27 protein-coding genes are annotated in these 26,803 nt (G+C 45.9%); 25 read left to right on the plus strand and 2 right to left on the minus strand.

Annotated elements, in window-relative coordinates; all coding sequences use genetic code 11:
• Positions 1-3 precede the first annotated feature (3 nt).
• The 13 genes from accD to coaE all read left to right on the plus strand — a co-directional run bounded on the left by accD (position 4) and on the right by coaE (position 15,794).
• Positions 4-858 carry an acetyl-CoA carboxylase, carboxyltransferase subunit beta gene (gene accD, locus KNO96_RS00115; RefSeq protein WP_214699943.1) on the plus strand — a complete coding sequence of 285 codons (855 nt, stop codon included), beginning with the start codon at positions 4-6 and terminating at the stop codon, positions 856-858.
• Positions 851-1,786 carry an acetyl-CoA carboxylase carboxyltransferase subunit alpha gene (locus tag KNO96_RS00120; protein WP_214699156.1) on the plus strand — a complete coding sequence of 312 codons (936 nt, stop codon included), beginning with the start codon at positions 851-853 and terminating at the stop codon, positions 1,784-1,786. The genes accD and KNO96_RS00120 overlap by 8 nt, the downstream gene beginning before the upstream one ends.
• 160 nt (positions 1,787-1,946) lie before the next feature.
• Entirely contained in the window at positions 1,947-2,915 is a 969-nt protein-coding gene (gene pfkA, locus KNO96_RS00125; protein ID WP_214701785.1) for a 6-phosphofructokinase, read from the plus strand.
• A 92-nt stretch (positions 2,916-3,007) separates the two neighbouring features.
• Positions 3,008-4,750 (plus strand): pyruvate kinase, encoded by a 1,743-nt coding sequence (gene pyk / locus KNO96_RS00130; protein ID WP_214701786.1) that lies wholly within the window; start codon positions 3,008-3,010, stop codon positions 4,748-4,750.
• A gap of 66 nt (positions 4,751-4,816) precedes the next feature.
• Positions 4,817-5,281, plus strand: a complete 465-nt coding sequence (locus tag KNO96_RS00135; protein WP_026825607.1) for a DUF441 domain-containing protein — start codon at positions 4,817-4,819, stop codon at positions 5,279-5,281.
• Positions 5,282-5,466: 185 nt separating this feature from the next.
• Complete coding sequence (gene citZ / locus KNO96_RS00140) at positions 5,467-6,579, plus strand: citrate synthase (RefSeq protein ID WP_214701788.1); 1,113 nt, start codon at positions 5,467-5,469, stop codon at positions 6,577-6,579.
• A gap of 99 nt (positions 6,580-6,678) precedes the next feature.
• A complete protein-coding gene (icd, locus tag KNO96_RS00145; RefSeq protein ID WP_026825609.1) occupies positions 6,679-7,947 on the plus strand; it encodes an NADP-dependent isocitrate dehydrogenase in 1,269 nt (422 codons plus the stop codon).
• 34 nt (positions 7,948-7,981) lie between these two features.
• The gene (mdh, locus tag KNO96_RS00150) at positions 7,982-8,914 is read left to right on the plus strand and encodes a malate dehydrogenase (protein WP_026825610.1); all 933 of its coding nucleotides are present in this window, start codon (positions 7,982-7,984) and stop codon (positions 8,912-8,914) included.
• Positions 8,915-9,098: 184 nt separating this feature from the next.
• A complete protein-coding gene (locus KNO96_RS00155; RefSeq protein ID WP_026825611.1) occupies positions 9,099-9,800 on the plus strand; it encodes a response regulator transcription factor in 702 nt (233 codons plus the stop codon).
• Positions 9,797-11,524, plus strand: coding sequence for a two-component system histidine kinase PnpS (gene pnpS / locus KNO96_RS00160; protein ID WP_026825612.1), 1,728 nt, complete (start codon positions 9,797-9,799; stop codon positions 11,522-11,524). Before KNO96_RS00155 ends, pnpS begins: the two co-directional genes overlap by 4 nt.
• 207 nt (positions 11,525-11,731) lie before the next feature.
• A complete protein-coding gene (gene polA, locus KNO96_RS00165) occupies positions 11,732-14,326 on the plus strand; it encodes a DNA polymerase I (protein ID WP_214701790.1) in 2,595 nt (864 codons plus the stop codon).
• A gap of 21 nt (positions 14,327-14,347) precedes the next feature.
• Positions 14,348-15,175, plus strand: coding sequence for a DNA-formamidopyrimidine glycosylase (gene mutM, locus KNO96_RS00170; protein ID WP_026825614.1), 828 nt, complete (start codon positions 14,348-14,350; stop codon positions 15,173-15,175).
• Positions 15,176-15,188: 13 nt separating this feature from the next.
• Positions 15,189-15,794 (plus strand): dephospho-CoA kinase, encoded by a 606-nt coding sequence (gene coaE / locus KNO96_RS00175; RefSeq protein WP_214701791.1) that lies wholly within the window; start codon positions 15,189-15,191, stop codon positions 15,792-15,794.
• Positions 15,795-15,941: 147 nt separating this feature from the next.
• On the opposite strand, the gene KNO96_RS00180 is transcribed toward coaE, so the two are convergent.
• Positions 15,942-16,424: a site-2 protease family protein gene (locus KNO96_RS00180; protein ID WP_026825616.1), complete on the minus strand. Its 483-nt coding sequence runs from the start codon at positions 16,422-16,424 to the stop codon at positions 15,942-15,944.
• A gap of 157 nt (positions 16,425-16,581) precedes the next feature.
• On the opposite strand from KNO96_RS00180, the gene KNO96_RS00185 reads away from it, so the two are divergent.
• The 8 genes from KNO96_RS00185 (at position 16,582) to KNO96_RS00220 (ending at position 24,726) form a co-directional block, all read left to right on the plus strand.
• Complete coding sequence (locus KNO96_RS00185; protein WP_214701792.1) at positions 16,582-17,613, plus strand: glyceraldehyde-3-phosphate dehydrogenase; 1,032 nt, start codon at positions 16,582-16,584, stop codon at positions 17,611-17,613.
• A 231-nt stretch (positions 17,614-17,844) separates the two neighbouring features.
• Complete coding sequence (speD, locus tag KNO96_RS00190) at positions 17,845-18,231, plus strand: adenosylmethionine decarboxylase (RefSeq protein ID WP_026825618.1); 387 nt, start codon at positions 17,845-17,847, stop codon at positions 18,229-18,231.
• Positions 18,232-18,343: 112 nt separating this feature from the next.
• Positions 18,344-18,715 (plus strand): hypothetical protein, encoded by a 372-nt coding sequence (locus tag KNO96_RS00195; protein WP_214701793.1) that lies wholly within the window; start codon positions 18,344-18,346, stop codon positions 18,713-18,715.
• Between the two features lie 12 nt (positions 18,716-18,727).
• Positions 18,728-19,195, plus strand: coding sequence for a transcriptional regulator NrdR (gene nrdR, locus KNO96_RS00200; RefSeq protein ID WP_012726705.1), 468 nt, complete (start codon positions 18,728-18,730; stop codon positions 19,193-19,195).
• A gap of 40 nt (positions 19,196-19,235) precedes the next feature.
• Positions 19,236-20,588 (plus strand): DnaD domain protein, encoded by a 1,353-nt coding sequence (locus tag KNO96_RS00205; RefSeq protein ID WP_214701794.1) that lies wholly within the window; start codon positions 19,236-19,238, stop codon positions 20,586-20,588.
• Between the two features lie 4 nt (positions 20,589-20,592).
• Complete coding sequence (dnaI, locus tag KNO96_RS00210) at positions 20,593-21,507, plus strand: primosomal protein DnaI (RefSeq protein ID WP_214699128.1); 915 nt, start codon at positions 20,593-20,595, stop codon at positions 21,505-21,507.
• A 299-nt stretch (positions 21,508-21,806) separates the two neighbouring features.
• Positions 21,807-23,750 carry a threonine--tRNA ligase gene (gene thrS / locus KNO96_RS00215; protein ID WP_026825622.1) on the plus strand — a complete coding sequence of 648 codons (1,944 nt, stop codon included), beginning with the start codon at positions 21,807-21,809 and terminating at the stop codon, positions 23,748-23,750.
• Positions 23,751-23,853: 103 nt separating this feature from the next.
• Positions 23,854-24,726 (plus strand): DUF1002 domain-containing protein, encoded by an 873-nt coding sequence (locus KNO96_RS00220; protein WP_214699121.1) that lies wholly within the window; start codon positions 23,854-23,856, stop codon positions 24,724-24,726.
• Between the two features lie 30 nt (positions 24,727-24,756).
• On the opposite strand, the gene KNO96_RS00225 is transcribed toward KNO96_RS00220, so the two are convergent.
• Positions 24,757-24,966, minus strand: coding sequence for a hypothetical protein (locus KNO96_RS00225; protein WP_214701795.1), 210 nt, complete (start codon positions 24,964-24,966; stop codon positions 24,757-24,759).
• A 341-nt stretch (positions 24,967-25,307) separates the two neighbouring features.
• On the opposite strand from KNO96_RS00225, the gene infC reads away from it, so the two are divergent.
• The 4 genes from infC (at position 25,308) to KNO96_RS00245 (ending at position 26,792) form a co-directional block, all read left to right on the plus strand.
• Positions 25,308-25,838 (plus strand): translation initiation factor IF-3, encoded by a 531-nt coding sequence (infC, locus tag KNO96_RS00230; RefSeq protein ID WP_034770961.1) that lies wholly within the window; start codon positions 25,308-25,310, stop codon positions 25,836-25,838.
• Between the two features lie 30 nt (positions 25,839-25,868).
• The gene (rpmI, locus tag KNO96_RS00235; protein ID WP_012726697.1) at positions 25,869-26,063 is read left to right on the plus strand and encodes a 50S ribosomal protein L35; all 195 of its coding nucleotides are present in this window, start codon (positions 25,869-25,871) and stop codon (positions 26,061-26,063) included.
• Between the two features lie 28 nt (positions 26,064-26,091).
• Positions 26,092-26,451, plus strand: a complete 360-nt coding sequence (rplT, locus tag KNO96_RS00240; protein ID WP_012726696.1) for a 50S ribosomal protein L20 — start codon at positions 26,092-26,094, stop codon at positions 26,449-26,451.
• Between the two features lie 86 nt (positions 26,452-26,537).
• The gene (locus tag KNO96_RS00245; RefSeq protein ID WP_214699119.1) at positions 26,538-26,792 is read left to right on the plus strand and encodes a hypothetical protein; all 255 of its coding nucleotides are present in this window, start codon (positions 26,538-26,540) and stop codon (positions 26,790-26,792) included.
• Positions 26,793-26,803 lie beyond the last annotated feature (11 nt).

Genomic DNA, 26,803 nt, shown 5'->3' on the forward strand with positions numbered 1-26,803 from the left:
GCGATGACTGCTTTTTTCAAGAAACCAAAACGATACATGCCATTGCGTCAAAGAGAGCCAAAGATTGACGCACCACAGGGATTAATGACGAAATGTCCATCTTGTAAATATATGCACTATACAAAACAGTTAAATGAAAATCATAAAGTATGTGACTGTGGTTATCATTTTCCGCTTCATGCACAAGAACGGATTGATATGCTTGTCGACAAAGGGTCGTTTGAACGTTTTGCAGGACCTTCTGTCAAAACGAATCCGCTCAATTTTCCTGACTATGAAGAAAAGTTGGATAAAGACCGGGAACGGACCGGAATTGAGGAGGCAGTCATTTGTGGAAGGGCGACGATTGATGGACTACCGCTTGTCATCTGCGTAATGGATGCCAGATTCAGAATGGGGTCAATGGGGGCCTACGTGGGAGAAGCTATCGCTTCCGCTGTCCGTACAGCAACATCTCTCGGTCTACCGGTTGTCTTATTCACGGCGTCAGGCGGAGCTAGGATGCAAGAAGGAATGGTCAGCTTGATGCAAATGGCGAATACATCCATTGCATTAAAAGAACATGATGAGGCCGGGCTTCTATATATCGCGTATTTGACACATCCGACGACAGGCGGCGTCTCAGCAAGTTTCGCGATGCTCGGCGATTTGAACGTCGCAGAACCAGGAGCGCTGATCGGGTTTGCAGGACGCCGAATCATCGAACAGACGATTCGGGAAAAACTCCCGGAGAACTTCCAGACAGCAGAGTTTCTACTCGAGTCGGGGCAACTAGATGCGGTTATTCATCGCGAACAGATGCGTTCGTTCTTGCTGAAAATGATTGGATTACACGATGGGGGTGTTCGTCATGTTTGACCCAATCAAAGAAGTGACTGAACAATTAAATAAACTACGTGAAACGGCCGAAACAAAAGGTATCGATCTGTCCCGTGAGATTCGCCATCTCGAGTTAAAGCTCGACCGATTAGAAAAAGATATTTATGGGAATATGAAACCGTGGGACCGCGTTCAACTGGCTCGAAACCCGAAACGACCGACAACGCTCGATTATATTCAGCATCTGTTCCCTGATTTTTTGGAACTCCATGGAGACCGGCATGGGTATGACGATGCAGCGATTGTTTCGGGACTTGCGACATTTGAAGGGGTGCCGGTTACGGTCATCGGTCACCAGCGTGGTCGGAATACGAAAGAGAACATGAGGCGGAACTTTGGGATGCCACATCCGGAAGGATACCGAAAAGCATTGCGTTTTATGAAGCAAGCTGAGAAGTTCAATCGCCCGATTTTAACATTTATCGATACGAAAGGGGCTTACCCCGGAAAAGCCGCTGAAGAACGCGGTCAAAGCGAAGCAATTGCTCGAAACTTGTTTGAGATGGCGACGCTGAAAGTGCCGATCGTGTCCGTCGTCATTGGAGAAGGTGGTTCTGGAGGCGCACTTGGAATTGGCGTTTGCGATCGTTTATTGATGCTTGAGAATAGTACGTATTCGGTCATCTCGCCAGAAGGTGCAGCGGCACTTCTATGGAAAGATGCGAAGCAAGCGGAACGCGCGGCAGAAACGATGAAAATTACAGCGCAAGATTTGCTCAACTTAGGGATTGTAGATGAGGTTGTGGGAGAAGTGTATGGGGGTGCACATGTTGATGTGTCATTACAGTCATCGCTCTTAAAGACTGTATTATTACAGCATATGAATGAGTTGCTCGGTCAGTCGACTTCTCAACTGATTCAAGGGCGGGCGACCAAATATCATCAAATTGGCACAATTAGTGAGTGAAAACGGTATCAATGGCTTTGAATATGGCTTTATTCATTCATGAAGTGACTGCTTTATAACATACCCTATGCATTTTTTTCACATACTTGTGTTGTAAAACAAAGGTCAGACATGGTATTTTATTTTCAGATTTCGTTAAAACACATAAGAGGTGAGTGACGTGAATTTAAAACGTATTGCGGTATTAACAAGCGGAGGAGACGCTCCTGGAATGAACGCAGCTGTCCGTGCAGTGACTCGAAAAGCGATTTTCGAAGGTCTTGAAGTATATGGTGTATATAACGGCTATCAAGGATTAATCGAAGGTGATCTAGTCGAGTTAAACCTTGGATCAGTCGGCGACATCATTCAACGTGGAGGTACGTTCCTTCGCTCTGCACGCTGTCCTGAGTTCAGAACAGAAGAAGGTCGAGCAAAAGCAGTTGAACAGTTGAAGCAATTCAACATCGATGCTCTCGTGGTCATCGGTGGAGATGGCTCTTATCGTGGAGCTCAAAAATTAACAGATCTTGGATTCCCAACAATCGGCCTTCCGGGTACAATCGATAACGATATCCCGGGAACGGATGCGACAATCGGTTTTGATACAGCGCTCAACACAGCACTTGATGCGATTGACAAAATTCGTGACACGGCTTCATCTCATGAACGTACGTATGTCATTGAAGTGATGGGTCGCGATGCTGGTGATATCGCACTCTATTCTGGTCTTGCTGGTGGTGCAGAGTCGATTCTCGTTCCAGAACGTCCAGAAGATTTGAGCGCAATCGTGGAACGAATTAACCACGGAATTGCACGCGGTAAGAAGCACTCAATCGTCATCGTTGCTGAAGGTGCGGGAAGTGCGGAAGAAATCGGTAAATTGATTGCCGAGAAGACGAACTCAGAAACACGCGTCACGATTCTTGGACACATTCAACGTGGTGGTTCCCCAACTGCTGCTGACCGTGTACTTGCAAGTCGTATGGGCGCATACGCTGTTGAGATTTTACTTGAAGGAAAAGCGGGCCGGGTCGTCGGAATCCGTAACAACAAGATGATGGATCTTGACATCGATGAGGCGCTCGACAACAACAAGCACACGATTGATATGCAATTGATCGACCTTGTCAATCAGTTGTCGATTTAAACGATTCACCATGTAGGGAGACGGGAACCGGTCAAAGGCTCCCCGTTTTCCATATGTAAGTTGCACCATATCCCCTAGGAGGTTTTTATATTATGCGTAGAACGAAAATTGTATGTACGATTGGACCCGCTTCAGAGAAGCGTCTTCCTGAAATGATTGAAGCTGGAATGAATGTTGCCCGTCTCAACTTCTCACACGGTGACTACGAAGAGCACGGCGCACGTATCCGTGACATCCGTGAAGCTGCAAAAACTGCTGGTAAAGTGGTAACAGTCCTTCTTGACACAAAAGGTCCAGAAATCCGTACTCATACGTTTGAAGATGGAAAAGCACTTCTCGAAAAAGGAAAAGAAGTCACAATCGTCTCAACTGAAGAAATCGTCGGAACGAAAGATCGTTTCTCTGTGACGTATGAAGGACTTTACGATGATGTAGAAATCGGTTCGCACATCATGCTCGACGACGGTCTCATCGGACTCCGTGTCGTTGAAAAACTTGAAAACCGTGACCTCCGCTGCGTCATTGAAAACGAAGGAATCATCAAGACGAAGAAAGGTGTAAACTTGCCAAACGTCAAGGTAAACCTTCCTGCCCTTACAGATAAAGATATCGCGGACATCGAGTTCGGGATCTCACAAGATATCGACGTCATCGCAGCATCGTTCGTACGTCGTGCATCAGACGTGGTAGAAATCCGTCAACTTCTTGAAAAACATAATGCATCACACATCAAGATTTACCCGAAAATCGAGAACCAAGAAGGTGTTGACAACATCGAAGAAATCTTGGCAATCTCTGATGGTTTGATGGTTGCCCGTGGTGACCTCGGAATCGAGATCCCGACGGAAGAAGTAACACCGGTTCAAAAAGAACTAATCAAGAAGTGTAACGACCTTGGTAAACCTGTTATCACAGCGACACAAATGCTCGATTCGATGCAACGTAACCCGCGTCCAACGCGTGCGGAAGCATCAGACGTAGCAAACGCAATCTTGGATGGTACAGATGCGGTCATGCTTTCTGGTGAGACAGCAGCAGGTGACTACCCAATCGAGTCAGTTCAAATGCAAGCGGCCATCGCTGAGCGTACAGAACGCATGCTCGACTACAAAAACTTGTTGAAAGATCGTCAGAAACGCAGTGAGCACACGGTGACGGATGCAATCTCACAAGCGGTTGCCCACACAGCAATCAACTTGAACGCAAAAGCAATCTTGACGCCGACACAATCAGGCTACACGGCTGCTCGTACGGCGAAGTATCGTCCTGAAGCGAACATCATTGCGGTAACTGAATCTGAGCGCGTAGCACGTCAATTGAACCTCGTATGGGGCGTATACCCAATCGTGGCTGAGACGATGCCAAACAACACGGATGAAATGTTGGTTCAAGCATCTGAAGCAGCTCGTCACGAAGGATTTGTTACTGACGGTGACCTCGTTGTCATCTCAGCCGGAATTCCTGCGGCAACAGCTGGTACGACGAACATGATGAAAGTCCACATCGTCGGTCATGCTCTTGCTGACGGACGTGGTATTGGCGAGCGCGGTGTGGTCGGTGAAGTCGTGGTCGCGAATAATGCGGATGAAGCAAACGCAAAAGCGAAAGACGGAATGATTCTCGTCGCACCATTCACAGATAAAGAAATGATGCCTGCAATCGAAAAAGCGGCTGGAATCATCACAGAAGACGGTGGATTGACGAGCCATGCAGGTATCGTTGGACCATCACTCCGTAAACCGGTCATCGTAGGTGTAGAGGCAGCAACATCTTCACTTCGTGACGGTCAAATGATTTCAATCGACCCACTTACAGGTAAAATCTACAACGCATAATTGAACGACAATCGAACCGGCCTTCTTCAAAGGTCGGTTTTTTTCCGTTCAAAGAAAGGAAACATAATGAGTGCTTATCTTTTTTTATTGATGCTCGTATTAATCGGTGTCATTTCAAATAATCAATCGGTTATTATCGCAAGTAGTGTTTTGCTAATTATTAAAGCGATCGGTTTCGGAGATCAATTATTCCCCACACTCGCATCCAAAGGAATCAGTTGGGGCGTGACCATCATAACGATTGCTGTCCTTGTTCCAATTGCAACCGGAGACATCGGGTTTAAAGAATTGTGGAATAGTATTAAAGGGCCGGTCGGAATCGTGGCATTTGCTTCAGGAATGTTCGTCGCCATTGCAGCGGGACAAGGTGTGCAGTTGATGCGTGTCGATCCTGTCGTTACGACAGCCCTCCTCGCAGGTACGATTCTAGCGGTTGGATTCATGAAAGGGATACCGGTCGGACCGCTTGTCGGAGCTGGGATTGCAGCATTGATTTTAGGTGGATATCAAATCATTGAAAAATGGTTTTGATATTTTCTGACAACTGAAGCCGCTTACATTTCTTTTTTGCAATAAATTGTTTATACTATATAAAGGACAGGGTAAACGGAGACTGGGCGAATGAAGGGGAAAGGCCCATCCCGTATCCTTATTCCCTACAAACAGACTGTTTTTACGGTCGATCACTTTTAAACAAGACTGAGGGGGAGTTATGAATGTCAACGACAAAAGGGTTAGAAGGTATTGTGGCAGCAGCCTCAAAAGTCAGCTCAATTATTGACGGTCAATTGACTTATGGAGGATACACCATTGATGATTTAGCGGACCACGCCACATTTGAAGAAGTAGTTTTCTTATTGTGGAACAACCGCTTACCAAATGCAGAGGAATTGACAGCGCTATCAGAATCGCTTGTAAAAGAAGCGACATTACCTGAAGAGGTGATTGATACGTTAAAACGTGCACCGAAATCAGCCAATGCGATGGCGACGATTCGTACAGCACTCTCACAACTCGCTCTATATGATGAAGAATCTGAAGACATGAGTGACGAGGCGAACATGCGTAAAGCGATTCGTCTGCAAGCTCAAGTTGCGACAATCGTGACAGCTTTCGCTCGTCTTCGTAAAGGGGAACAACCGGTTGCCCCCAAACAAGGTCTTTCTTATGCGGGTAACTTCTTGTATATGCTAAACGGGGAAGAGCCGAACGAAGTAGCAGAAAAAACGATTGATAAGGCACTCATTTTACATGCAGACCATGAATTGAACGCCTCGACATTCACAGCACGCGTTTGTGTGGCGACACTATCAGACATGTACTCTGGCGTCACGGCGGCGATGGGAGCACTCAAAGGACCACTTCACGGTGGGGCGAACGAAGCAGTTATGAAAATGCTTCACGAGATTGACTCGGTTGATCGAGTTGAAGAATATGTTCGTGGTAAATTCGAGCGCAAAGAAAAAATCATGGGCTTCGGTCACCGTGTTTATAAGGACGGCGACCCGCGCGCGAAGCATTTGAAAGAAATGAGTCGCCAATTGACTGCTCAAATCGGCGAACCGAAATGGTATGAGATGTCTGAGAAAATCGATCATCTCGTCGAAACAGAAAAAGGATTGAAACCGAATGTCGATTTCTATTCAGCTTCGACGTATTATGCGCTCGGTCTTGAAGAAGATTTATTCACACCAATCTTCGCTGTATCTCGTATGTCTGGATGGATCGCACATATCCTTGAGCAATACGCGGACAACCGTTTGATTCGTCCACGTGCGGAATATGTCGGTGAAACGAGCCGTAAATATGTTCCTGTGAACGAACGTTAATTCGGGACACATTTTAGACAAAAGTTTGGTAAACTAACAAGTGACGTAGGTCGGCGCACGCGTCGACCTACAGTAATGTACTTAGGGGGATTCATTATGTTGACACAAGGACAAAAGATTACAGTTGAAAACGGTGTATTGAACGTACCAAACGTACCGACCGTACCATTTATTATCGGTGACGGCACGGGCCCTGACATTTGGAATGCGGCTGTTCGTGTATTTGACGCTGCAGTTGAAAAAGCATACGGCGGCGACAAGAAAATCGAATGGATGGAAGTATACGCTGGTGAGAAAGCATATAACGAAAAAGGCGAATGGCTTCCGACAGAGACACTCGATCAAATCCGCGAGTACTTGATTGCGATCAAAGGACCACTCACGACACCAGTCGGTGGTGGGATTCGGTCATTGAACGTTGCGCTTCGTCAAGAACTTGACTTGTATACTTGCCTTCGTCCAGTTCGTTACTTCACAGGTGTACCATCACCAGTAAAACGTCCTGAAGATACAGACATGGTCATCTTCCGTGAGAACACAGAAGATATTTACGCGGGAATCGAATACGCTTCAGGAAGCGATGAAGTGAAAAAGCTCATCAACTTCTTGCAAGATGAGATGAACGTCAATAAAATTCGTTTCCCAGAGACATCAGGGATTGGCATCAAGCCGGTTTCTTCTGAAGGAACAGAACGTTTAGTCCGTGCTGCAATCGAGTATGCGATTGCGAACGACCGTAAATCCGTTACACTCGTTCACAAAGGGAACATCATGAAGTTCACAGAAGGCGCATTTAAAAACTGGGGCTATGCTCTTGCTGAAGCGGAGTACGGCGACAAAGTCTTCACATGGGCACAATACGACCGCATTAAAGAAGAGTCTGGTGAAGCGGCTGCGAACGAAGCACAATCAAAAGCAGAAGCTGAAGGGAAAATCATCGTCAAAGATTCAATCGCTGATATCTTCCTTCAACAAATCTTGACACGACCACGTGAGTTCGATGTCGTTGCGACGATGAACTTGAATGGTGACTACATTTCAGATGCCCTTGCTGCACAAGTGGGTGGAATCGGGATTGCACCTGGTGCGAATATCAACTACATCACAGGACATGCAATCTTCGAAGCGACACATGGTACGGCTCCGAAATATGCAGGTCTTGATAAAGTAAACCCATCGTCAGTCATCCTTTCTGGTGAGATGATGCTCCGTCATATGAACTGGAACGAGGCGGCTGATCTCATCACCCGTTCGATGGAGAAAACAATTGCTTCGAAAGTCGTCACGTATGATTTTGCTCGTCTCATGGACGGAGCGACAGAAGTGAAGTGTTCTGAGTTCGCTGATGAATTAATCAAAAACATGTAAGTCATTCGAAAGAGTCAATTGAGGGGGAGAGCTCATGATTCGTCGTAACAAAATTTCTGTAATTGGAAGTGGCTTCACCGGTGCTACTACTGCACTGTACTTGGCTCAGCGCGAGCTAGGGAATGTCGTTCTGCTCGATATGGAAGAAAAAGTTGGACCGACGAAAGGAAAAGCGCTCGACATGCAAGAAACGGCTCCGATTCAAGGGTTTGATGCTTGGGTCACAGGGACATCAGATTACGCCGATACGGCCGATTCAGACGTGGTCGTGATTACTGCAGGGATTGCCCGCAAACCAGGGATGAGCCGGGACGACCTCGTCGCAACGAACGCAAACGTCATGCGCTCGGTTGTGAAAGAGATTGCCATCCATTCTCCAGAAGCCATTCTGATTGTTCTGACCAATCCCGTCGATGCGATGACGTATGCTGCGTTTAAAGAGTCGGGGTTCCCGAAAGAACGTGTCATCGGACAATCTGGGGTTCTGGATACGGCTCGTTTCCGTACATTTGTAGCACAAGAGTTAAACGTATCCGTCAAAGATGTATCGGGGTTCGTTCTCGGAGGACATGGGGACGATATGGTTCCTCTTGTACGCTACTCATACGCTGGGGGAATCCCGCTCGAAAAACTCATCTCAGATGAACGAATCGAGCAAATTGTGGAGCGAACGCGCAAAGGCGGTGGCGAGATCGTCCAACTATTGGGGGATGGCTCGGCGTATTATGCGCCAGCTGCTGCTATCGTGGAGATGGTCGAAGCGATTGTGAAAGATCAGCGTCGGATTTTACCTGCCATAGCATACCTTGAAGGGGAGTACGGATTCAATGACTTGTATCTTGGTGTCCCGACGATTCTTGGTAAACATGGAATTGAGCAAGTGCTTGAGCTCGAATTGACAGATGAAGAAAAAGCAGCACTTTCGAAGTCTGCTGACTCTGTCCGCTCGGTATTAGGCGTCTTATAAGAGGAAGATGCTTCCTGCAAATATGCAGGAAGCATTTTTTTTTGCGTTTTGTATCTTGTAGGGCATGCTACACTGAAAGTGGATTTGTTTTGTTTTTGTAAAGATTTGCTTTGAGGTTGGTCGTATCAAGGTTTGATTTGTAAAATAGAGAGTGACATTTGATGGATCAAGAGGAGGAAGAAGTGTGGCTGATAAAGTAATTGTTGTCGACGATGAAGTATCAATCGCGACGTTATTAAAATTTAATTTAGAACAAGCTGGCTTTGAAGTAGAAACGGCACATGATGGAAAAACCGGGTTGGAACTGGCTGAAAAAAAGGACGCCGTGCTCATTGTGCTCGATTTGATGCTCCCAGAAATGGACGGACTTGAAGTTTGCAAGCGACTTCGACAACAAAAAGTCAATACACCGATTTTGATGCTGACGGCAAAGGACGATGAATTTGATAAAGTCCTCGGTCTTGAGCTTGGCGCAGACGATTATTTAACAAAACCGTTTAGCCCACGTGAAGTGGTCGCCCGTGTCAAAGCGATTTTACGACGTTCAGGCCCACAAGAGGCGGTTGTTGAAGAGGATGTCATCCAAATCGGTGACGTTAAAATCGTAGCTTCAAACTACGAAGTGTTCAAACAAGGAGAACGACTCGAATTGACGCCGAAAGAGTTTGAACTGTTAGCCTATCTGGCAAAAAACAAGGGTCGTGTGCTGACACGGGACCAATTACTATCGGCCATTTGGAATTATGACTTTGTCGGTGACACGCGGATCGTCGACGTCCATATTAGTCACCTTCGTGAAAAAATTGAACCAGTGACCAAGAAACCAACCTACATTAAAACGATTCGCGGACTCGGGTATAAGATGGAGGAGCCGATTTCGGAATGAAGACGTATCGTTCTAGATTCATGACGACACTTATTCTGCTCGTCACGGGCGTCCTTCTTATGCTCGGCATCGTGCTCGGACAACTGTTCAAAGACTTCTATTTAGATTCCGAACGAGACCGATTGAAAGAGGACGCTCAGCTAGCAGCCCTTTATCTAGAAGACGGAGAACTGGATGAAATACGTGAGTATGTCGGTCAAATCGATGATGGGAGTAGTTTTGATATTTTACTCCTTAACAGCAGGATGGAAGTAATTGCAGGAACACCGTTTCGTGTCGGTACAATCGATTATCAAATTGATCCGAATTTAGTACCGGATGACGGAACATTTGGTGAGGCGGATGAAGATGCATTGATTCAATTCACGAAACCGATTGATCTCGCTACAGGTGATACCGTATACCTGACATTTATCCGTTATGTGTCTGACCTAGAAGGGGTATATGATCGGATTTGGTTGACGATTGCGCTCGCGCTCGTCTTCTCGTTCTTCATCATCTTGTTCGTCCTACAGCATTTGACGAACCAATTCATTCGACCGATTGACGAGGCGACCATCGTCTTACGAGAGTTAGCGGATGGGAATTATCGCGCTCGTGTGTATGAACTGCGAAATGATGAGGAGACTGGCAGTCTGGCAGGTTCCATTAACGTCCTTGCCCGAAGTTTAGAGTCTATCTCCCTTGGAGAATCGGTTCAACGGGCGAGACTTGAGTCGCTCATCGAATATATGGGAGCGGGGCTTCTTCTAGTTGACGAACGCGGCATCGTCACATTAGTCAACCGATCGTATCGGGAGATGTTCCAATACGATGATTTATCAATTGGACAATTTTATCATGGGATATTGCCGAGTCCTGATGTCGAATCGCTCATTGAGGATGTCTATCTGACAGAAGAGGTTAACCGTCGTCAATTGTCGATTCGAACAGGTTTCAATCAGAAAACGTATATGGTGTCCGCTGCACCGATATTCAGTGACACAGGGATGCTTCGCGGGACAACGTTACTATTCAACGACATCACAGAGCTAAAGCGGCTCGAGAAGATGCGGAAAGATTTTGTGGCGAACGTCAGTCATGAACTGAAGACACCCCTTACGTCCATTCGTGGATTTAGCGAAACGCTTCTTGACGGGGCAAAAGAAGTACCTGAACTTCGTGACCAGTTCTTAGACATCATTCAAAAAGAAGCGACGCGAATGCAGATGCTTGTCGAAGATCTCCTTGAACTTTCGAGATTGGAGCGAGATGATTTCCAAATGGAGCTGGTGTCCGTCGATTTGAATCAACTCGTCGACGAAGTGTGTCTCCTACTCAGTCAAAAGGCGAACAAGAAGTCGATTCATCTAGAGACACAACACAATGGAGAAGTTGTATTGCAGGCTGATTTGAACCGAATGAAACAAGTGATCATGAATTTGGTCGCCAACGCGATCAACTATTCACCGGAAGGAAGTCGCGTTGAGATTTCTGTAGAGGCGAATCCGGATTCATACAAACTTCGAGTGCGAGACAACGGAATCGGAATTGCCGAAAAAGAAGTGAGTCGAATCTTTGAGCGCTTCTATCGTGTCGATAAGGCGAGAAGTCGCAACTCCGGTGGAACCGGGCTCGGGCTTGCCATCGTGAAGCACATCATCGATTTGCATCATGCGACCATCGATGTCGATAGCGTTGAGGGCAAAGGAACGACGTTCACCATCACGTTTCCGCGGGTTTAACGATTCCTTTATCGTTCATTCATATTTACTTTACAAAACCTTGCTATTCTATGAGTGAGACCTCTTCATCATCTCGTGACTCGATCGGTGCTCATCTCCACATGGTCGAGAATTTGGCCCTTTTCTATTCGTAGAAAAGGGCCTTTTTTTTCGAACGCATGTACCCGTATGGTATGATGGACGAAGAGAAGAATGGAGGTCGATTGGATGAATAAACTACTAATCCTGGATGGGAATTCCTTAACATATCGTGCATTTTTCGCACTGCCTCCGATGTCGGACGCGTCGGGTCGGAATACGAATGCGGTGTATGGCTTTACGATGATGTTGTTAAAATTGATGGAGGACGAACAACCTACGCATTTCGCTGTTGCGTTCGATGCGTCGAAAAAGACGTTTCGTCATGATACGTTTGCTGAGTATAAAGGTGGACGTCAAAAAACTCCTGGAGAATTACGAGAACAGTTCCCGCTCGTACGTGACGTCTGTCGCGCGTTCGGCATCTCTGTCCTTGAGCTTGAACAATATGAGGCGGATGATATCATCGGGACACTCTCGAAAGATACATCATTTGATCAAGTGACGATTGTGACGGGAGATAAAGATTTACTACAGCTCATCAATGAGCGAGTGACCGTTTATTTGACGAAGCGGGGCATCACGGATGTCGAGAAAATGAACGAGGCGGCTTTCCAAGAGCGATATGAAGGTCTACAGCCGATTCAGATGATTGACTTGAAAGGATTAATGGGCGATAAGTCCGATAATATTCCCGGTATTCCAGGTGTTGGGGAGAAGACGGCGTTGAAGTTGATTTCAACGTATGGCACGGTCGAAGCCCTTTACGAACATACGGATGAGCTAAAAGGGAAACAAAAAGAAAAAGTTGAGGCGAACGAGCGAGAAGCAAAAATGTCAAAACAGTTGGCAACGATTTATACGGACGTTCCATTGAATGTGTCTGTAGACGATCTCGTCTTTAAATCGTATGACGCTTCCGTCGTGAAGCCTTTATTCATGGAACTCCAATTCAAATCGTTAATCGGAAAACTGTCGGACAGCGCTACAGAAGAAACGGTCGAAAAAGAAGCGCGGCCGACAATCGACCTTTCTGAACAAGATTTGTCTCGAGCGGTCCTGTTTCTTGAGCAACTGCACGATGATTATTTCGAAGAAGAAATTGTCGGGGTGGCGATTGCATCAGAACGTGGGGTGACGATTGGTGACGTGACTTTGTTACAAGAAGAGCCGGTCAAGGAATGGATTGAAGATGAATCTAGGGCGACGGTTTGTCTCGATTCCAAACAGACAATCATTCAGTTGAAACGTCAACAGCTATCGCTTCAAGGGTACGAGGATTTACTCGTTGCCGGATACTTACTAAATCTATCTGGTGGAACGTCACTTAGTTCGATCGCTTCTCATTTCGCCTATCATCTTGAAGAAGATGAAATGGTTTATGGGAAAGGTGCAAAAATTAAAGTTCCTGAGGAAGATGCGTTCCATTCACATCTCGCTGAAAAAGCACATGCGATTTATACGTTATTTGAACGTGTCCTCTCCGAGTTGAAGGATAATGAACAGACAGAACTGTATGAGGCACTCGAAAAACCGCTCGTGTCTGTTTTAGCAGAAATGGAATGGGCAGGCATACATGTTAATATCGAAACGCTTCAACATATGGAGGCGGACCTTCGAGAACGTCTTAGTACGCTTGAGGTGACGATTCATGAGTTGGCCGGAGAACCATTCAACATCAATTCACCAAAGCAACTAGGGGTCATCTTGTTCGAAAAATTAGCGCTTCCTCCCGTGAAAAAAACGAAGACGGGATACTCGACAGCGGCTGATGTGCTTGAAAAGTTAGCGCCGCTCCACCCGATCATCGAGAAAATCATGCATTATCGAGAACTTGGTAAATTGCAGTCGACCTATGTCGAGGGATTACAGAAAGTCGTGAAGGAAGACGGCAAGATCCACACCCGATACACACAGACGTTGACGCAAACTGGACGACTCTCGTCGGTCAACCCGAATCTTCAAAACATCCCGATTCGATTAGAAGAAGGACGACGCATCCGCAAGGCGTTCACTGCAAGTGAACCAAACTGGGTACTCTATGCGGTCGATTATTCGCAAATCGAACTTCGCATCATGGCGCACATGTCTCAAGATGAAAAAATGATTGCGGCATTCTTACACGACGAGGACATCCATACATCGACGGCGGCGAACGTCTTTAAAGTCTCGAAAGAAGAAGTGACTTCGCTTATGCGTCGTCAGGCGAAAGCAGTTAACTTTGGAATCATCTATGGAATCAGTGATTATGGACTTTCGCAAAATCTTGGAATTACACGTAAAGAAGCACAAACGTTTATTGATACGTATTTCGAACAGTTCCCTGGTGTAAAGACATTCATGGATGCGGCTATTGAACGTGCTCGAGAACACGGATTTGTTGAAACGATGTTAAAACGCCGTCGAAACATACCGGATATTCACTCTCGTAATTTCAACTTGCGTGGATTTGCTGAACGTACTGCCATCAATACCCCGATTCAAGGAACGGCAGCCGATATTATCAAAAAAGCGATGATTGATGTCAATCATGCCCTCAAAACGTCGCACCTTCAGTCAAAACTATTGTTACAAGTACACGATGAATTGATTTTTGAGGGTCCTGCTGAAGAGATGGAAGCATTAGAAAAACTGGTGACCGAAGCGATGGAACATACGGTTACACTCGATGTACCATTACGCGCTGACGGTGCAGTAGGAACCACTTGGTTCGATACGAAATAAGAGGATAGGAAGGTAGTAAGTATGCCAGAATTACCAGAGGTTGAAACAGTCTGTCGTCGACTGCGACCTGTCGTTTCAGGAAAGACGATTCAGGCTGTCGATGTGCTCGACTCTAAAATTATTCGTGGACTCGATGCAGAAGAGTGGGTTCACCACTTGGTTGGAGAGACCATTATGGATGTAGAAAGGCGAGGGAAATTCATCTTGTTTAAATTAACGAACGGGTACCTCGTCTCACATCTACGCATGGAGGGGAAATTCTTTCCGTACGAGACATTCACAGAACCGGTGAAACATACACATATCGTCATCACATTCACTGACCAATCTACCCTGCATTATAATGATGTACGTAAGTTTGGTACGATGGAGTTGCGGACAAACGAAACGATTCATACAACACCGCCACTTTCATTGCTTGCTTACGAGCCGTTTGACGAGCGTGTGACCGGAGAGGCACTACATCAGCGTTTAGGGCGGATGAAGTCCCGTGCCATCAAGACCGCCCTCCTCGATCAATCGATTTTTGTTGGATTGGGTAATATTTATGTAGACGAAACGTTATTTCGTGCTGGTATTCATCCGATACGAACGGCCGCGAGTCTATCAGGTGAAGAAGTAGAGCGTGTACGGGTAGAAGCGGTCGCCGTCCTAACAGAGGCAATCGAGCGTGGGGGAAGTACGATACGTAGTTATACGAACCCCGACGGTGTGACTGGAACGTTCCAAGAGAGGCTGTATGTATACGGGCGAGCCGGTGAGCCGTGTCGTCGTTGTGGTCATGAAATTGAAAAGATGAAACTAGGCGGGCGTGGTACGCATTTTTGTCCGAACTGTCAACAACGTTAAGGGGTGGGCGAATATGTTGAAAATTGGATTAACGGGTGGGATTGCAACCGGAAAGTCCACAGTGTCTCGATTGTTTCGAGAGCGAGGGATTCCGATTATCGATGCTGATTTGATTGCGAGAAAGGTCATTGAGCCTGAGGGAAAGGCAATCGAAGGTGTAAAGGCGGCATTCCCGAAATGTTTTGATGGTGATCTATTGAATCGCCCTGCATTAGGACGTGAAATCTTTCATGATGAAACGAAGCGTCAGCAATTAAACCAACTAATGCATCCTGCGATTCGCGAAGAGATGAAAGAACAGATGCGAACACACGAGACAGCCGGTGAACCGGTCGTCATTTTTGACATTCCCCTTTTATTCGAAGGAACAATGCTTGACCTCGTCGACTATTCGGTTGTCGTCTATTGTCGCGAAGAAATTCAATTGATGCGTCTCATGGAACGGAATGGGTTGACAAAAGAAGAGGCGCTCGCACGCATCCATTCGCAAATCCCGATTGAAGATAAAAAGCATCAGGCTGATTATCTTGTGAATAACAACGGGGCATTGGGGGAGTTACCTTCCCAAATTGACCGCTTAGTCGATCAATTTAAATCCATACAAAAAAAAGCCGAATGATTGAAGGCGCTGAAAAATCCTAAATGATTCTAAACAGAGGAGCGTCGTCCCAATCAGGGATGACGCTCCTCTGTATTCCTTGCTTTTTCTCTGTTCCTGTAAGGCAAGAGCAGAGGTTTTTCAGTGCCATCGAATGATCGCCTTTTTTTAATTCAAAGGGTCGGATTCAGGCGATCCTTTTTTCCATGTATCATAAATCGCTCGGCCGTCACTTGGGTGACCACTTGAATAATAAATTGGATAGAGAGAGAAAAAGATATAGTAGAACGAGAAATAGGCGAATTGATACGTGTAAAGAGTAGGCTCGATTTCTTGTTGAAGAATAAATCCGTTTAAAATGAGAATGCTCGCCAAGTTGAAAATTGCGCCCCCACCGTAAACGAGAGAGCGAGTAACTTTATTGCTCCACTTCAAATCTGAAAACTGACACCATGCATCATAAAAGTAGACACGATTCACTTGTAGATGCCCTATTTTGAACAATTTTTTTCCGGTCCCGATTTGCATATCGAGAGTGCCTCCGAATAATCTTGCGAAGAAATAATGTCCTAACTCGTGAATCAACGTCACAATCGGTAAAATGATGAAGAACGAAATGAAAAATTTATCGATATCTCCCCAATCAAACATCACGACGCCTCCTTTCTCTTTTGCTTTACGAGAAGAAATTTCCCTCATTTTCAAAAAATAAACAAAGAAAAGTGAAAGAAATGTGACGATTCATAGTGAAAACGCTTACAAGTATCCGTTATAATGAAACCGTAATGTAGAAAAAGGGGGATCTAGCATGGGGACAAAAGTGGCGATTAATGGATTTGGTCGAATTGGGAGAATGGTATTTCGGAAATTGATGATCGAGGGGCGTCATGAAGTGGTGGCGATTAACGCAAGTTATCCGGCGGAAACACTCGCGCATCTCATCAAACATGATTCTATACATGGACCATTTGAATTGACCGTTCGCGCGCATGGGGATACGCTCGAAGTCGATGGGAAACGAATTGAACTGATTTCAGAACGCGATCCGTCATGTTTGCCTTGGGCGGACCTTGAAATCGATATCGTGGTTGAAGCGACAGGGAAGTTCAACTCTGATGTCGGAGCTAGACTTCATCTGGACGCAGGGGCAAAAAAAGTGATTTTGACTGCGCCGGGTAAAGGAGATTTGCGTACGATCGTGATGGGGGTCAATGATCGTGATTATCGTCCTGAAGAAGACCATATTATTTCAAACGCATCGTGTACGACGAACTGTCTCGGACCGGTCGTGAAAGTCTTGCATTCGACGTTCGGTATTGAGACGGGACTAATCACGACCGTACACGCCTATACGAATGACCAAAATAATATTGATAACCCGCATAAAGACTTACGGCGGGCGCGTGCTTGTGGTAGTTCGATTATCCCGACATCGACGGGAGCGGCGAAAGCGATTGGGCTCGTATTGCCCGAACTTCAAGGGAAATTGAACGGAATGGCGCTCCGTGTTCCGACTCCGAACGTATCACTCGTCGACTTGGTCGTGGAACTCCACCGAGATGTAACAATCGATGAAGTCAATAAAGCGTTCGAACGGGCAGCGTTCGGAGAAATGACGGGTATTTTAGGTGTTTCCCAAGAACCGCTCGTCTCCATCGACTTTAACGGGGACGACCGCTCATCGATTATCGACATGGATTCGACGATGGTCCTCGGAGGAAATCATGTCAAAGTACTCGCATGGTATGACAATGAATGGGGCTACTCATGCCGTGTCGTGGACTTATTAGACATGGTGGCTAGCTATCTACAAATTGGACAACGAGAAACACACGTATAAAAAATATTACGGACAAAAAAATATTTCTAATTTTTTTAATCAAATGTCTTGTAACGATGTCCTAAACACGTTACACTCAGTTTCGTGAACTTCAATTGGTCTGACAAACGCAACTTAAAGGGTTAGGACCTCTTAGGACTAACTTTCCCCCGTGGTTGTGGGCGATTCAGGCACAAAGTGAGTGATCATCAACTACTTTGAGACCATTGATGTAAAGGGGGATCCACTAATATGGATACTATGGGACGTCACATTATTACAGAACTTTGGGAGTGCAATCCCGACAAATTAAATGATATCGACTACATCGAGCGTTTGTTCGTCGATGCTGCTCTTCGTTCGGGCGCTGAAGTCCGCGAAGTCGCATTCCACAAATTTGCGCCGCACGGCGTGAGTGGGGTCGTCATCATTTCAGAATCACACTTAACGATTCACAGTTTCCCTGAACATGGGTACGCGTCAGTTGACGTGTTCACATGTGGAGATCGAATCGATCCGGCTACGGCATCGCAGTATATCGCCGAAGGCTTGGATGCAAAAGTACGTGAAGATGTTAAACTTGAACGTGGAATGGGACCAATTCGTGTTCCTGAAGCACAAGTTGCATTAACTAAATAATTCTGAAGAACCTTTTGAGGCTGGCCGTTTGACGGTCAGCCCTTTTAAATGTTTTGTTGTCGCCTTAATTTTGATATGCTTAACGTATATAACTCAAGCGTTGAGGTGAATTATGGGACTGTTAGATAAGTTACAAACACATATTGAAACGAAAGACACTCATAAAAACGAGTCATTGCAGACACGCTACTATGCGGCATCTCCGAATGCCATCATACAGTGGCTAGAAGAACTCATTCAATCAAAAGGTCAGTTGGTACGTCGAATCGATACGAACCGTGGAGAACTTTCATTCATCGGAGAAGGATGGGATGGACTCGTCACAATCGTACAAGTTGACGGCGGGCGTACAGCGGTTGACTTCACTCTGAATCGTGAACAGCGACTCGGTGTAGACCTTGCACAAATTGTAGCTCACTATTACGAGGCACTCTCACAGCAATTCCCGCTACGTGCTATAGGAAATAAAACTGTCGAACGATAAGGAGGCTTGAGCATGCGTTGTCCGAAATGTGATCACAATGGAACGAGAGTGCTCGATTCCCGACCGGTGCAAGACCATTATTCGATTCGACGTCGTCGTGAATGTGAAAAGTGCGGTTATCGGTTTACGACATTTGAGACAGTCGAACAGACACCTCTCATTATTGTAAAGAAAGATGGAAATCGTGAAGAGTTCAGTCGTGAAAAAGTACTCCGCGGCATCATTCGGGCGTGTGAAAAACGACCGGTTACCTTAGAACAACTTGAAGGAGTTGTGACAAAAGTAGAACAGCAACTTCGAGCCCTCGCGCAGTCAGAGATTCCGAGTGAGCAAGTGGGGGAGCTGGTGATGAATGAACTGGCGCGTGTAGATGAAGTCGCATATGTTCGATTTGCCTCAGTTTATCGCCAATTTAAAGACATCACGGTGTTCTTTAAAGAACTTGAAGATTTAATGAAGCAAGAAAATTCGACCAACTAAAGGGCGGCCTGCTGGTCGCCCTTTTTCAAGGGAGAGAGCCATGGAGAAAGAACGTACAATTTTTGGGACAGACGAACTATTGATTATGAGTACGGGTCTTGTCGACCGTGAATCGTATCAGTCCCTCTATCACCTATATCAACCGGTTATCGGGGTGAAGGCGCTCGCGCTTTATCAGACGCTATGGAGCGAATTGAAGCCCGGTAAAATGAAATCGAACTATATGTCACACAGTGCATTGTGTGAGATGTTAGAGTACTCAATCAATGAATTGACCGATAGTTTATTCCGGCTAGAAGCAATCGGATTAGTACGTACCTACAAAACGAAAGATGCCCGATTAACTCAATACGTTTATCAGTTGCGAGTTCCGCTCGCACCGCACACGTTTTTAAATGATGGGCTGTTATCAAGCTTCCTTTTTTATAAAGTTGGAGAAGTGCGTTTTAAGCAACTGCAAGGACGTTTTACAATCGACCCATTGCCGGCCGGTATCGTCGAGGTGACGAAAGACTTCAATGAAGTGTTCGACGTCAAAGGAGTCAATCACCGGGCGTTCACTCAAAAAAATTACGAAAAACCGGATCGTGCGAAGATTGAAATTAACTATTCGTTCGATATGGGCATTGTGAAAAAACTGACGAATTTCCCAGTTGGCTTTTTTACAAAAAAATTAGATGAAACAATTACGAAACTTGCGTATGTTTCTCAACTCGATGAAGAGACGATGGCTGAGATGTTGAAAGAATATTTTGTCCACGAAGCATATCTTCCGCTCAGTGAACAAGAAAAACGGGACGGCTGTCGTCAAATGGTATTGCAGCTGAAGAAGAAACAGACCCGTCACCGAAAAGAGAAAACGGTGGAACTTGAGGAGACGAAGCTTGGGGATCTTCATGACCCAGAGGTGATGGAGTCCGCGCACCCTCATCAATACGTGTCTACTTTACGAAAGACGCCACAACTCTCTAAAAGTGATGAGCAGTTAGTCATCGAACTTGTCGATACACTCGGTCTCGCTCCGGGTGTCATCAACGCGCTCTTCTATTATTGCATTGAAGTGAAGAAGCAGACTCGTCTGAACGAGAACTACGTCCTTCGCATTGGGACAAGCTGGAAGACAGCAGGCTATACGAATGCGAAAGAAGCGTTAGAGCGTGAAGAGACACAAGATGCACTGATTGAGAAGAAACAGCAAAAACGAGAAAATGGGCAACGAACGACTGTTGGGTCACGTCGTAAGAACCACCAAGGAGACATGCCGAAGTGGCTCGAGGATGAAGCGAAACAACAACGGTCTTACGATCAGGCAAGGAAGAAGGAACTCGAATCGTCCGTCCCAGATGATGCGGAGCTTGTGAAACTATTGAATGAATTGAAAGAGAAGGGGTGAGGGGATGGAACGAATCAACCAGTCGCTGTCTCAGTTGATGAATCGAAAAGAAGTACGTGAGGCGTATGAGTCGATTCGCAAACGAACTTTAAATCACCCGGGTGTGATTGCCTTTTTAAACGCTCATCCTGAGTTAGAGGAGAAAGCGATTGAAATCGGATTCACGAAACTGAGTGAGTATGCTGAACAGATGGATGGCAAAACGTTCATCGACGAACAGGCTGTCATCCCGGGTCATCAACCTGTGCTTTATGTCGATTTAGGGCAGATCGCGATTCGTTATGAAGAAACGGTCGCCCATCGGCAAGCAAGACGACAAAAGGAGATGGACCGGAAGTTTAAGAGTTTATTTTTGCCGGAGGAAGTGCGCGAGGCGAGCTTCGAATCATTTGATTGGGCAGATGATGCACGTAAAATCGCACTTCGTGAAGCCATGCGCTTCGTAACGGGAATGAAGTCGGGACAAAAAGTGAACGGCCTCTATCTACATGGAAGCTTCGGCGTAGGAAAAACGTATCTACTCGCAGCAATCGCCAACGAGTTGAAAGTGGCGGATGTCGAGACGATTTTGGTCCACGCCCCTGGCTTTGTATCAGAAGCGAAACGGAAAATCCGCACAGACTCGTTCGATTCGTTTTTAACATCGTTTCAACATGTTCCTGTTTTGTTGATTGATGATATCGGGGCTGAGGCGATTAGTCCTTGGGTACGTGATGAGCTGTTTGGGATCATTCTTCAATATCGAATGATGCATCGATTACCGACGCTCTATAGTTCGAATTTTAGTGGAGAAGAACTTGAAACACATTTTTCAATCGATGGGTCCGCGCAAAATAAAATGAAGGCGCAGCGTCTCATGCAACGGATTTCAACGACGACGACCCAAATTGAACTAAAGGGTGAAAATCGCCGTCGGTAAAGGATTGTATTTATTGGCCGAGTTGACTATACTAAGAACCATATAAGTGATGCATAGAAGAGGATATGAATCATTGAGACGAGTTTTAGCGAGGGAAGGGCGGTGCAAGCTTCCTAACGACGACGATGTATTTACTCCCTCCGAGCACCGTACGGGCTAATCGTGCGGCGATTCACACTCGTTATCGTGTGTTCGAGCCAAGCATATTGCTTGGGAACGAGGGTGGTACCACGAGAATCAAAGCTCGTCCCTTTTTGAGGGATGGGCTTTTTTTATATTCTTTTTTGAGAGGGGACAAGATGTACATGATTCAATTAGCATTTCCAGATGGCGCCGTAAAGGAGTTTGAGGCCGGTATCACAGCAGAAGACGTCGCAGGCTCAATCAGCCCGGGACTTCGTAAAAAAGCAATCGCAGCAAAGATTGACGGGAAACTCATTGATTACCGTCGCCCGATTGAACATGACGGAAAAATCGAACTCGTCATGCCAGATTCAGAAGATGGGCTCGATTTGATGCGTCACTCTTCAGCACACTTGATGGCACAGGCAATCAAGCGTCTGTATGGGGAAGACAACAATATCTATTTTGGAATCGGTCCAACAATTGAGAACGGATTCTATTACGATATCGAAATGGACCGTCGAATCAACGAGGAAGACCTTCCTGAGATTGAAAAAATGATGAAACGCATCGTCGATGAAAACTTAGAGATTACACGTGAAGTTGTCTCTCGCGATGAGGCGCTCGCTCGTTATAAAGAGCTCGGAGATCCACTTAAGATCGAATTGATTGAAGACATTCCAGCTGAGGAGACACTCACAATTTATCATCAAGGTGAATTCTTCGACCTTTGCCGAGGGCCACACGTCCCATCGACTTCGAAGTTGAAAATCTTTAAATTGATGAGCGTGGCCGGTGCATACTGGCGTGGTGACTCTGACAACAAGATGCTACAGCGTATTTATGGAACGGCTTGGGCGACGAAAGAACAACTCGCAGAACACTTGCGTCTTCTTGAAGAAGCGAAAGAGCGCGATCATCGTAAACTCGGAAAGGAACTCGACCTTTTCTTCGTCTCACAAGAAGTAGGTCAAGGTCTTCCAATGTGGCTTCCGAAAGGAGCAGCGATTCGCCGTACGGTTGAACGCTATATCGTCGATAAAGAACTTGAACTCGGATATCAACACGTGTACACGCCGGTTCTCGGTTCGGTAGACTTGTATAAGACTTCTGGGCACTGGGACCACTACCAAGATGACATGTTCCCGAAAATGGAGATGGACAACGAAGAACTCGTCCTTCGTCCGATGAACTGCCCGCATCATATGACGATCTACAAACACGAGCCACGTTCGTACCGTGAACTCCCACTCCGTATCGCTGAGCTCGGGGGAATGCACCGTTATGAGATGTCTGGAGCACTCACAGGATTACAACGTGTCCGTTACATGGTCTTGAATGATGGGCATACGTTTGTCACACCAGAACAGATGAAACAGGAGTTTAAAGACATCGTTCATTTGATTCAAGAAGTATATGCTGATTTCGGTATTAAAGATTATCGTTTCCGTCTCTCGTATCGCGATCCCGCCGATAAAGAGAAGTACTTCGATAACGATGCGATTTGGGAGATGGCGCAGAGCCAATTGAAAGAGACGATGGACGAGCTTGAGCTTCCGTACTTCGAGGCAGAAGGAGAAGCGGCATTCTACGGACCGAAACTTGATGTACAAGTACGTACGGCGCTCGGGAAGGAAGAGACACTCTCGACTGTCCAACTCGACTTCTTACTTCCAGAACGTTTTGATTTAACGTACACTGGTCCGGACGGGAAAGACCACCGTCCGATCGTATTGCACCGGGGTGTCGTCTCGACGATGGAACGTTTTGTTGCATACTTGATTGAAGAATACAAAGGTGCATTCCCAACGTGGCTTGCACCGGTTCAAGTGAAATTGATTCCTGTCTCGCATGTTCACGACGAATACGTCGCTGAAGTGAAGGCAGAACTCGTCAAACGTGGCGTCCGTGTCGAAACGGATCTCCGTGACGAAAAACTCGGCTATAAGATTCGCGAAGCACAAATGAAGAAGATTCCGATGACGCTCGTTCTTGGAGACAAAGAGCGTGATGAACGTGCGGTCAACATTCGCCGCTACGGTCAGCAGGAACAAGTTTCTGCGTCACTTGATGAATTCATCGCATCGCTCACAGAAGAGATTGCGAATCGTTCACGCTAAGTGAGGGACCACCTTTCCAACCAGAAAGGTGGTTTTTTTCGGTCTATAGACGGATGTGTATTTGGTCATCTACACGTATCGTAAACATAAGGAGTGATAATTGATGAATTATATGAAGCCGGTATTGGCACTTACCATCGGGACCATCGTCTTTACGGGTGCGCTTCCGAAAGTCGGGGCGGAAGCGATCGTCAACGACACGATTGTGACGCTTGGTGAATCTTTATCTTCAGAACAAGAGAAATGGGTACTTGAGCGCATGGAAGCACCAGAAGGAATCGAACCGATTATCGCGACTGCCGCGGATGAAGAGAAATATTTAGGAGACTCCGTCCCACAGGCGCAACGTGGGGGCGGCATGTATTCTTCGGCCCGAATCAAATTGACAGATGGGACCGGCCTCGATATTCAAACGGAGAATGTGACGTGGGTCACGAAAGATATGTATGCGAACGCCCTTGTCACAGCTGGTGTAACGGATGCGGATATCTATATCACGTCGCCAATTAACGTGACGGGTACGTCCGCATTGACAGGAATCATGAAGGCGTATGACCAAACTGCGGCCGAAACGGGGATCAAATTGTCTGATGAACGAAAAGAGCTCGCGCAAGAAGAACTTGCGGTCACGTCTGAAATCGGTAAGACGGTCGGTCAAGAGGATGTGGCCGGTCTCATGAATGACATTAAGGCTGAAATCGCGAACCAAATGCCGGAGACCAATGTTGAGATTCGTGACATCGTCATTCAAGTATTGAATCAAAATAACGTTCAGCTATCTGAAGGGCAGCTCGATCAATTGACAACCCTGTTCGAGAATATGCAACAAGCAAATTTAGATTGGTCATCAATCAGTAATGGATTGAAAGATGCGGGACAAGACGTTCAGGCTTTCCTCGAGCAAGAAGAAGTAAAAGGATTCTTTGCTCGTTTGTTTGAGGCAATCAGTAACTTCTTCAAATCGCTCACGAACTAAAGGGTATTAAAAAAAGGGCGTTGCCCTTTTTTAATACCACCGTTTATGAATATAATTTTGTGCCGACTCGTGATCATCGACGATTTTCAATGTGATACGATTCATTTCTTCTAATAAGTCCGTTAATACAGCTTGCAATTTTTCGTTCTCTAAGCCGTGTGCTTGCATTGTTTTACTGACAATCTGCTGAACTTGCTCGTGATAGTCATGTTCTCGCGAGACGTCTTTTCGCCAATTCATGTAAATCCCTCCTTTGATATTTGATTATTCCCTTTGAAAAGGTATTGCGAAACGAGAGAATGACTGGTATCATCATAAAAGTGTGAGCTACCAATTATTCATGCGCGACATCTTGACATCTTTTCCTGCTAGTGCTAAGATGACATAGTGATTAAAAACAACAAAGTAGAAGCACCCGCTTTTCACCTCGTCTGAGAGTCATCAGGCAGGTCCATCAAGTTCTTGGTTCATTCGGCGTCGTGTGCCGTTTTATGACCTCAACTGATGTGTGGGTGGGAAACTGCCGACGCTTTTTTTATTGCCATGTTGTCTTGTCAATCTAAATCTCGTGCAATTGCACGATGGAGGTGCTAACCATTAGCAAAGAGCTCTTTATCAACGAAAACATTCGTGCCCGTGAAGTACGTCTCATTGGCGCAGACGGTGCACAACTCGGTGTACAATCACGTAACGATGCGTTACGTTTAGCTGAAGAAGCGGAACTAGACTTGGTCTTAGTCGCGGATAAAGCAAATCCACCGGTCGCTAAAATTATGGATTACGGGAAGTACCGTTTCGAACTCCAGAAAAAGGAGAAAGAAGCGCGTAAAAACCAAAAAGTTATCCAAATGAAAGAAGTACGTCTCAGTCCAACAATCGAGGACAACGATTTCCAAACAAAATTGCGTAACGCACGCAAGTTCCTTGAAAAAGGAAATAAAGTGAAGGCTTCGATTCGTTTCCGCGGACGTGCCATCACACACTCGGAAATCGGGAAACGTGTTTTGGACAAAATGGCAGTGGAATGTGCCGATTTGGCAACAGTTGAACAAAAGCCGAAGATGGAAGGACGCAGCATGTTCTTAGTGCTGGCTCCGAACAAAGAAGATTAATCATCGATTCTCAGTGGGGAGGAAATACTCATGCCGAAAATGAAATCGCACCGCGGTGCTTCAAAACGTTTCAAACGTACAGCATCAGGTAAACTCAAGCGTTCACACGCTTACACTAGTCACTTGTTCGCGAACAAATCGACTAAAGCGAAACGTAAGCTCCGTAAAGGCGCTATCGTATCAGCTGGAGACTTCAAACGCATTCGCAACATGATCGCGAAGTAATACAGAAACAATTTAGGAGGGAATCCATATGCCACGCGTAAAAGGCGGTTATACGACTCGTCAACGTCGTAAAAAGCAAATTAAACTTGCCAAAGGATACTTTGGTTCGAAACACATTCTATTTAAAGTAGCAAAACAACAGGTCATGAAATCACTCATGTACGCTTACCGTGACCGTCGTCAAAAGAAACGTGATTTCCGTCGTCTTTGGATCACACGTATCAATGCGGCAGCACGTACAAACGGTCTCTCATACAGCCGTATGATGCACGGCCTCAAGCTTGCAGGAATCGACATCAACCGTAAGATGCTTGCTGAGCTTGCTGTGACAGATGCACAGGCATTCGCGTCACTCGCTGAAACAGCTAAATCAAAATTGAACGCGTAATCGTTCAATCGACAGCGCCGAGACACTCTCTCGGCGCTTTCTTTTTTCTTAAAAATTTTTTAGAATGAAGAGAAGGAGGAACGTTTATGAATCAATCGATTGTGGCAATCGTTGCAATTGCGCTCATCGTCTTGAACATATACACCTATATCCAAGCCAAACGGTATACGCACGGCAATGGCGATTTCAACGTACTATACGCTTATGCGGGAGGAGCCATTGGTGCCTTGTTCGGTCTTCATTTGACTCGCAAAAAGACTGTTCATGCCCCAAAATTGCTCCAATTACAAGTATTGATTTTAGCGGTGGGCTGGTCTTTAATGATTTTAGTACTGCTATAAGTTGAAATAGG

Source organism: Exiguobacterium sp. s89 (genome assembly GCF_018617735.1).
Classification (GTDB): domain Bacteria; phylum Bacillota; class Bacilli; order Exiguobacteriales; family Exiguobacteriaceae; genus Exiguobacterium; species Exiguobacterium marinum.

Bases quoted from the DNA above. Each gene is read 5' to 3' on its own strand.
- rplT (WP_012726696.1), top strand. From the start codon at position 26,092: ATGCCACGCGTAAAAGGCGGTTATACGACTCGTCAACGTCGTAAAAAG.
- KNO96_RS00245 (WP_214699119.1), top strand. From the start codon at position 26,538: ATGAATCAATCGATTGTGGCAATCGTTGCAATTGCGCTCATCGTCTTG.
- speD (WP_026825618.1), top strand. From the start codon at position 17,845: ATGGATACTATGGGACGTCACATTATTACAGAACTTTGGGAGTGCAAT.
- mutM (WP_026825614.1), top strand. From the start codon at position 14,348: ATGCCAGAATTACCAGAGGTTGAAACAGTCTGTCGTCGACTGCGACCT.
- KNO96_RS00225 (WP_214701795.1), bottom strand. From the start codon at position 24,966: ATGAATTGGCGAAAAGACGTCTCGCGAGAACATGACTATCACGAGCAA.
- pyk (WP_214701786.1), top strand. From the start codon at position 3,008: ATGCGTAGAACGAAAATTGTATGTACGATTGGACCCGCTTCAGAGAAG.
- thrS (WP_026825622.1), top strand. From the start codon at position 21,807: ATGTACATGATTCAATTAGCATTTCCAGATGGCGCCGTAAAGGAGTTT.
- infC (WP_034770961.1), top strand. From the start codon at position 25,308: ATGGAGGTGCTAACCATTAGCAAAGAGCTCTTTATCAACGAAAACATT.
- rpmI (WP_012726697.1), top strand. From the start codon at position 25,869: ATGCCGAAAATGAAATCGCACCGCGGTGCTTCAAAACGTTTCAAACGT.
- dnaI (WP_214699128.1), top strand. From the start codon at position 20,593: ATGGAACGAATCAACCAGTCGCTGTCTCAGTTGATGAATCGAAAAGAA.
- pnpS (WP_026825612.1), top strand. From the start codon at position 9,797: ATGAAGACGTATCGTTCTAGATTCATGACGACACTTATTCTGCTCGTC.
- KNO96_RS00205 (WP_214701794.1), top strand. From the start codon at position 19,236: ATGGAGAAAGAACGTACAATTTTTGGGACAGACGAACTATTGATTATG.
- KNO96_RS00220 (WP_214699121.1), top strand. From the start codon at position 23,854: ATGAATTATATGAAGCCGGTATTGGCACTTACCATCGGGACCATCGTC.
- nrdR (WP_012726705.1), top strand. From the start codon at position 18,728: ATGCGTTGTCCGAAATGTGATCACAATGGAACGAGAGTGCTCGATTCC.
- citZ (WP_214701788.1), top strand. From the start codon at position 5,467: ATGTCAACGACAAAAGGGTTAGAAGGTATTGTGGCAGCAGCCTCAAAA.
- KNO96_RS00120 (WP_214699156.1), top strand. From the start codon at position 851: ATGTTTGACCCAATCAAAGAAGTGACTGAACAATTAAATAAACTACGT.
- KNO96_RS00180 (WP_026825616.1), bottom strand. From the start codon at position 16,424: ATGTTTGATTGGGGAGATATCGATAAATTTTTCATTTCGTTCTTCATC.
- accD (WP_214699943.1), top strand. From the start codon at position 4: ATGACTGCTTTTTTCAAGAAACCAAAACGATACATGCCATTGCGTCAA.
- mdh (WP_026825610.1), top strand. From the start codon at position 7,982: ATGATTCGTCGTAACAAAATTTCTGTAATTGGAAGTGGCTTCACCGGT.
- KNO96_RS00195 (WP_214701793.1), top strand. From the start codon at position 18,344: ATGGGACTGTTAGATAAGTTACAAACACATATTGAAACGAAAGACACT.
- polA (WP_214701790.1), top strand. From the start codon at position 11,732: ATGAATAAACTACTAATCCTGGATGGGAATTCCTTAACATATCGTGCA.
- KNO96_RS00135 (WP_026825607.1), top strand. From the start codon at position 4,817: ATGAGTGCTTATCTTTTTTTATTGATGCTCGTATTAATCGGTGTCATT.
- coaE (WP_214701791.1), top strand. From the start codon at position 15,189: ATGTTGAAAATTGGATTAACGGGTGGGATTGCAACCGGAAAGTCCACA.
- KNO96_RS00185 (WP_214701792.1), top strand. From the start codon at position 16,582: ATGGGGACAAAAGTGGCGATTAATGGATTTGGTCGAATTGGGAGAATG.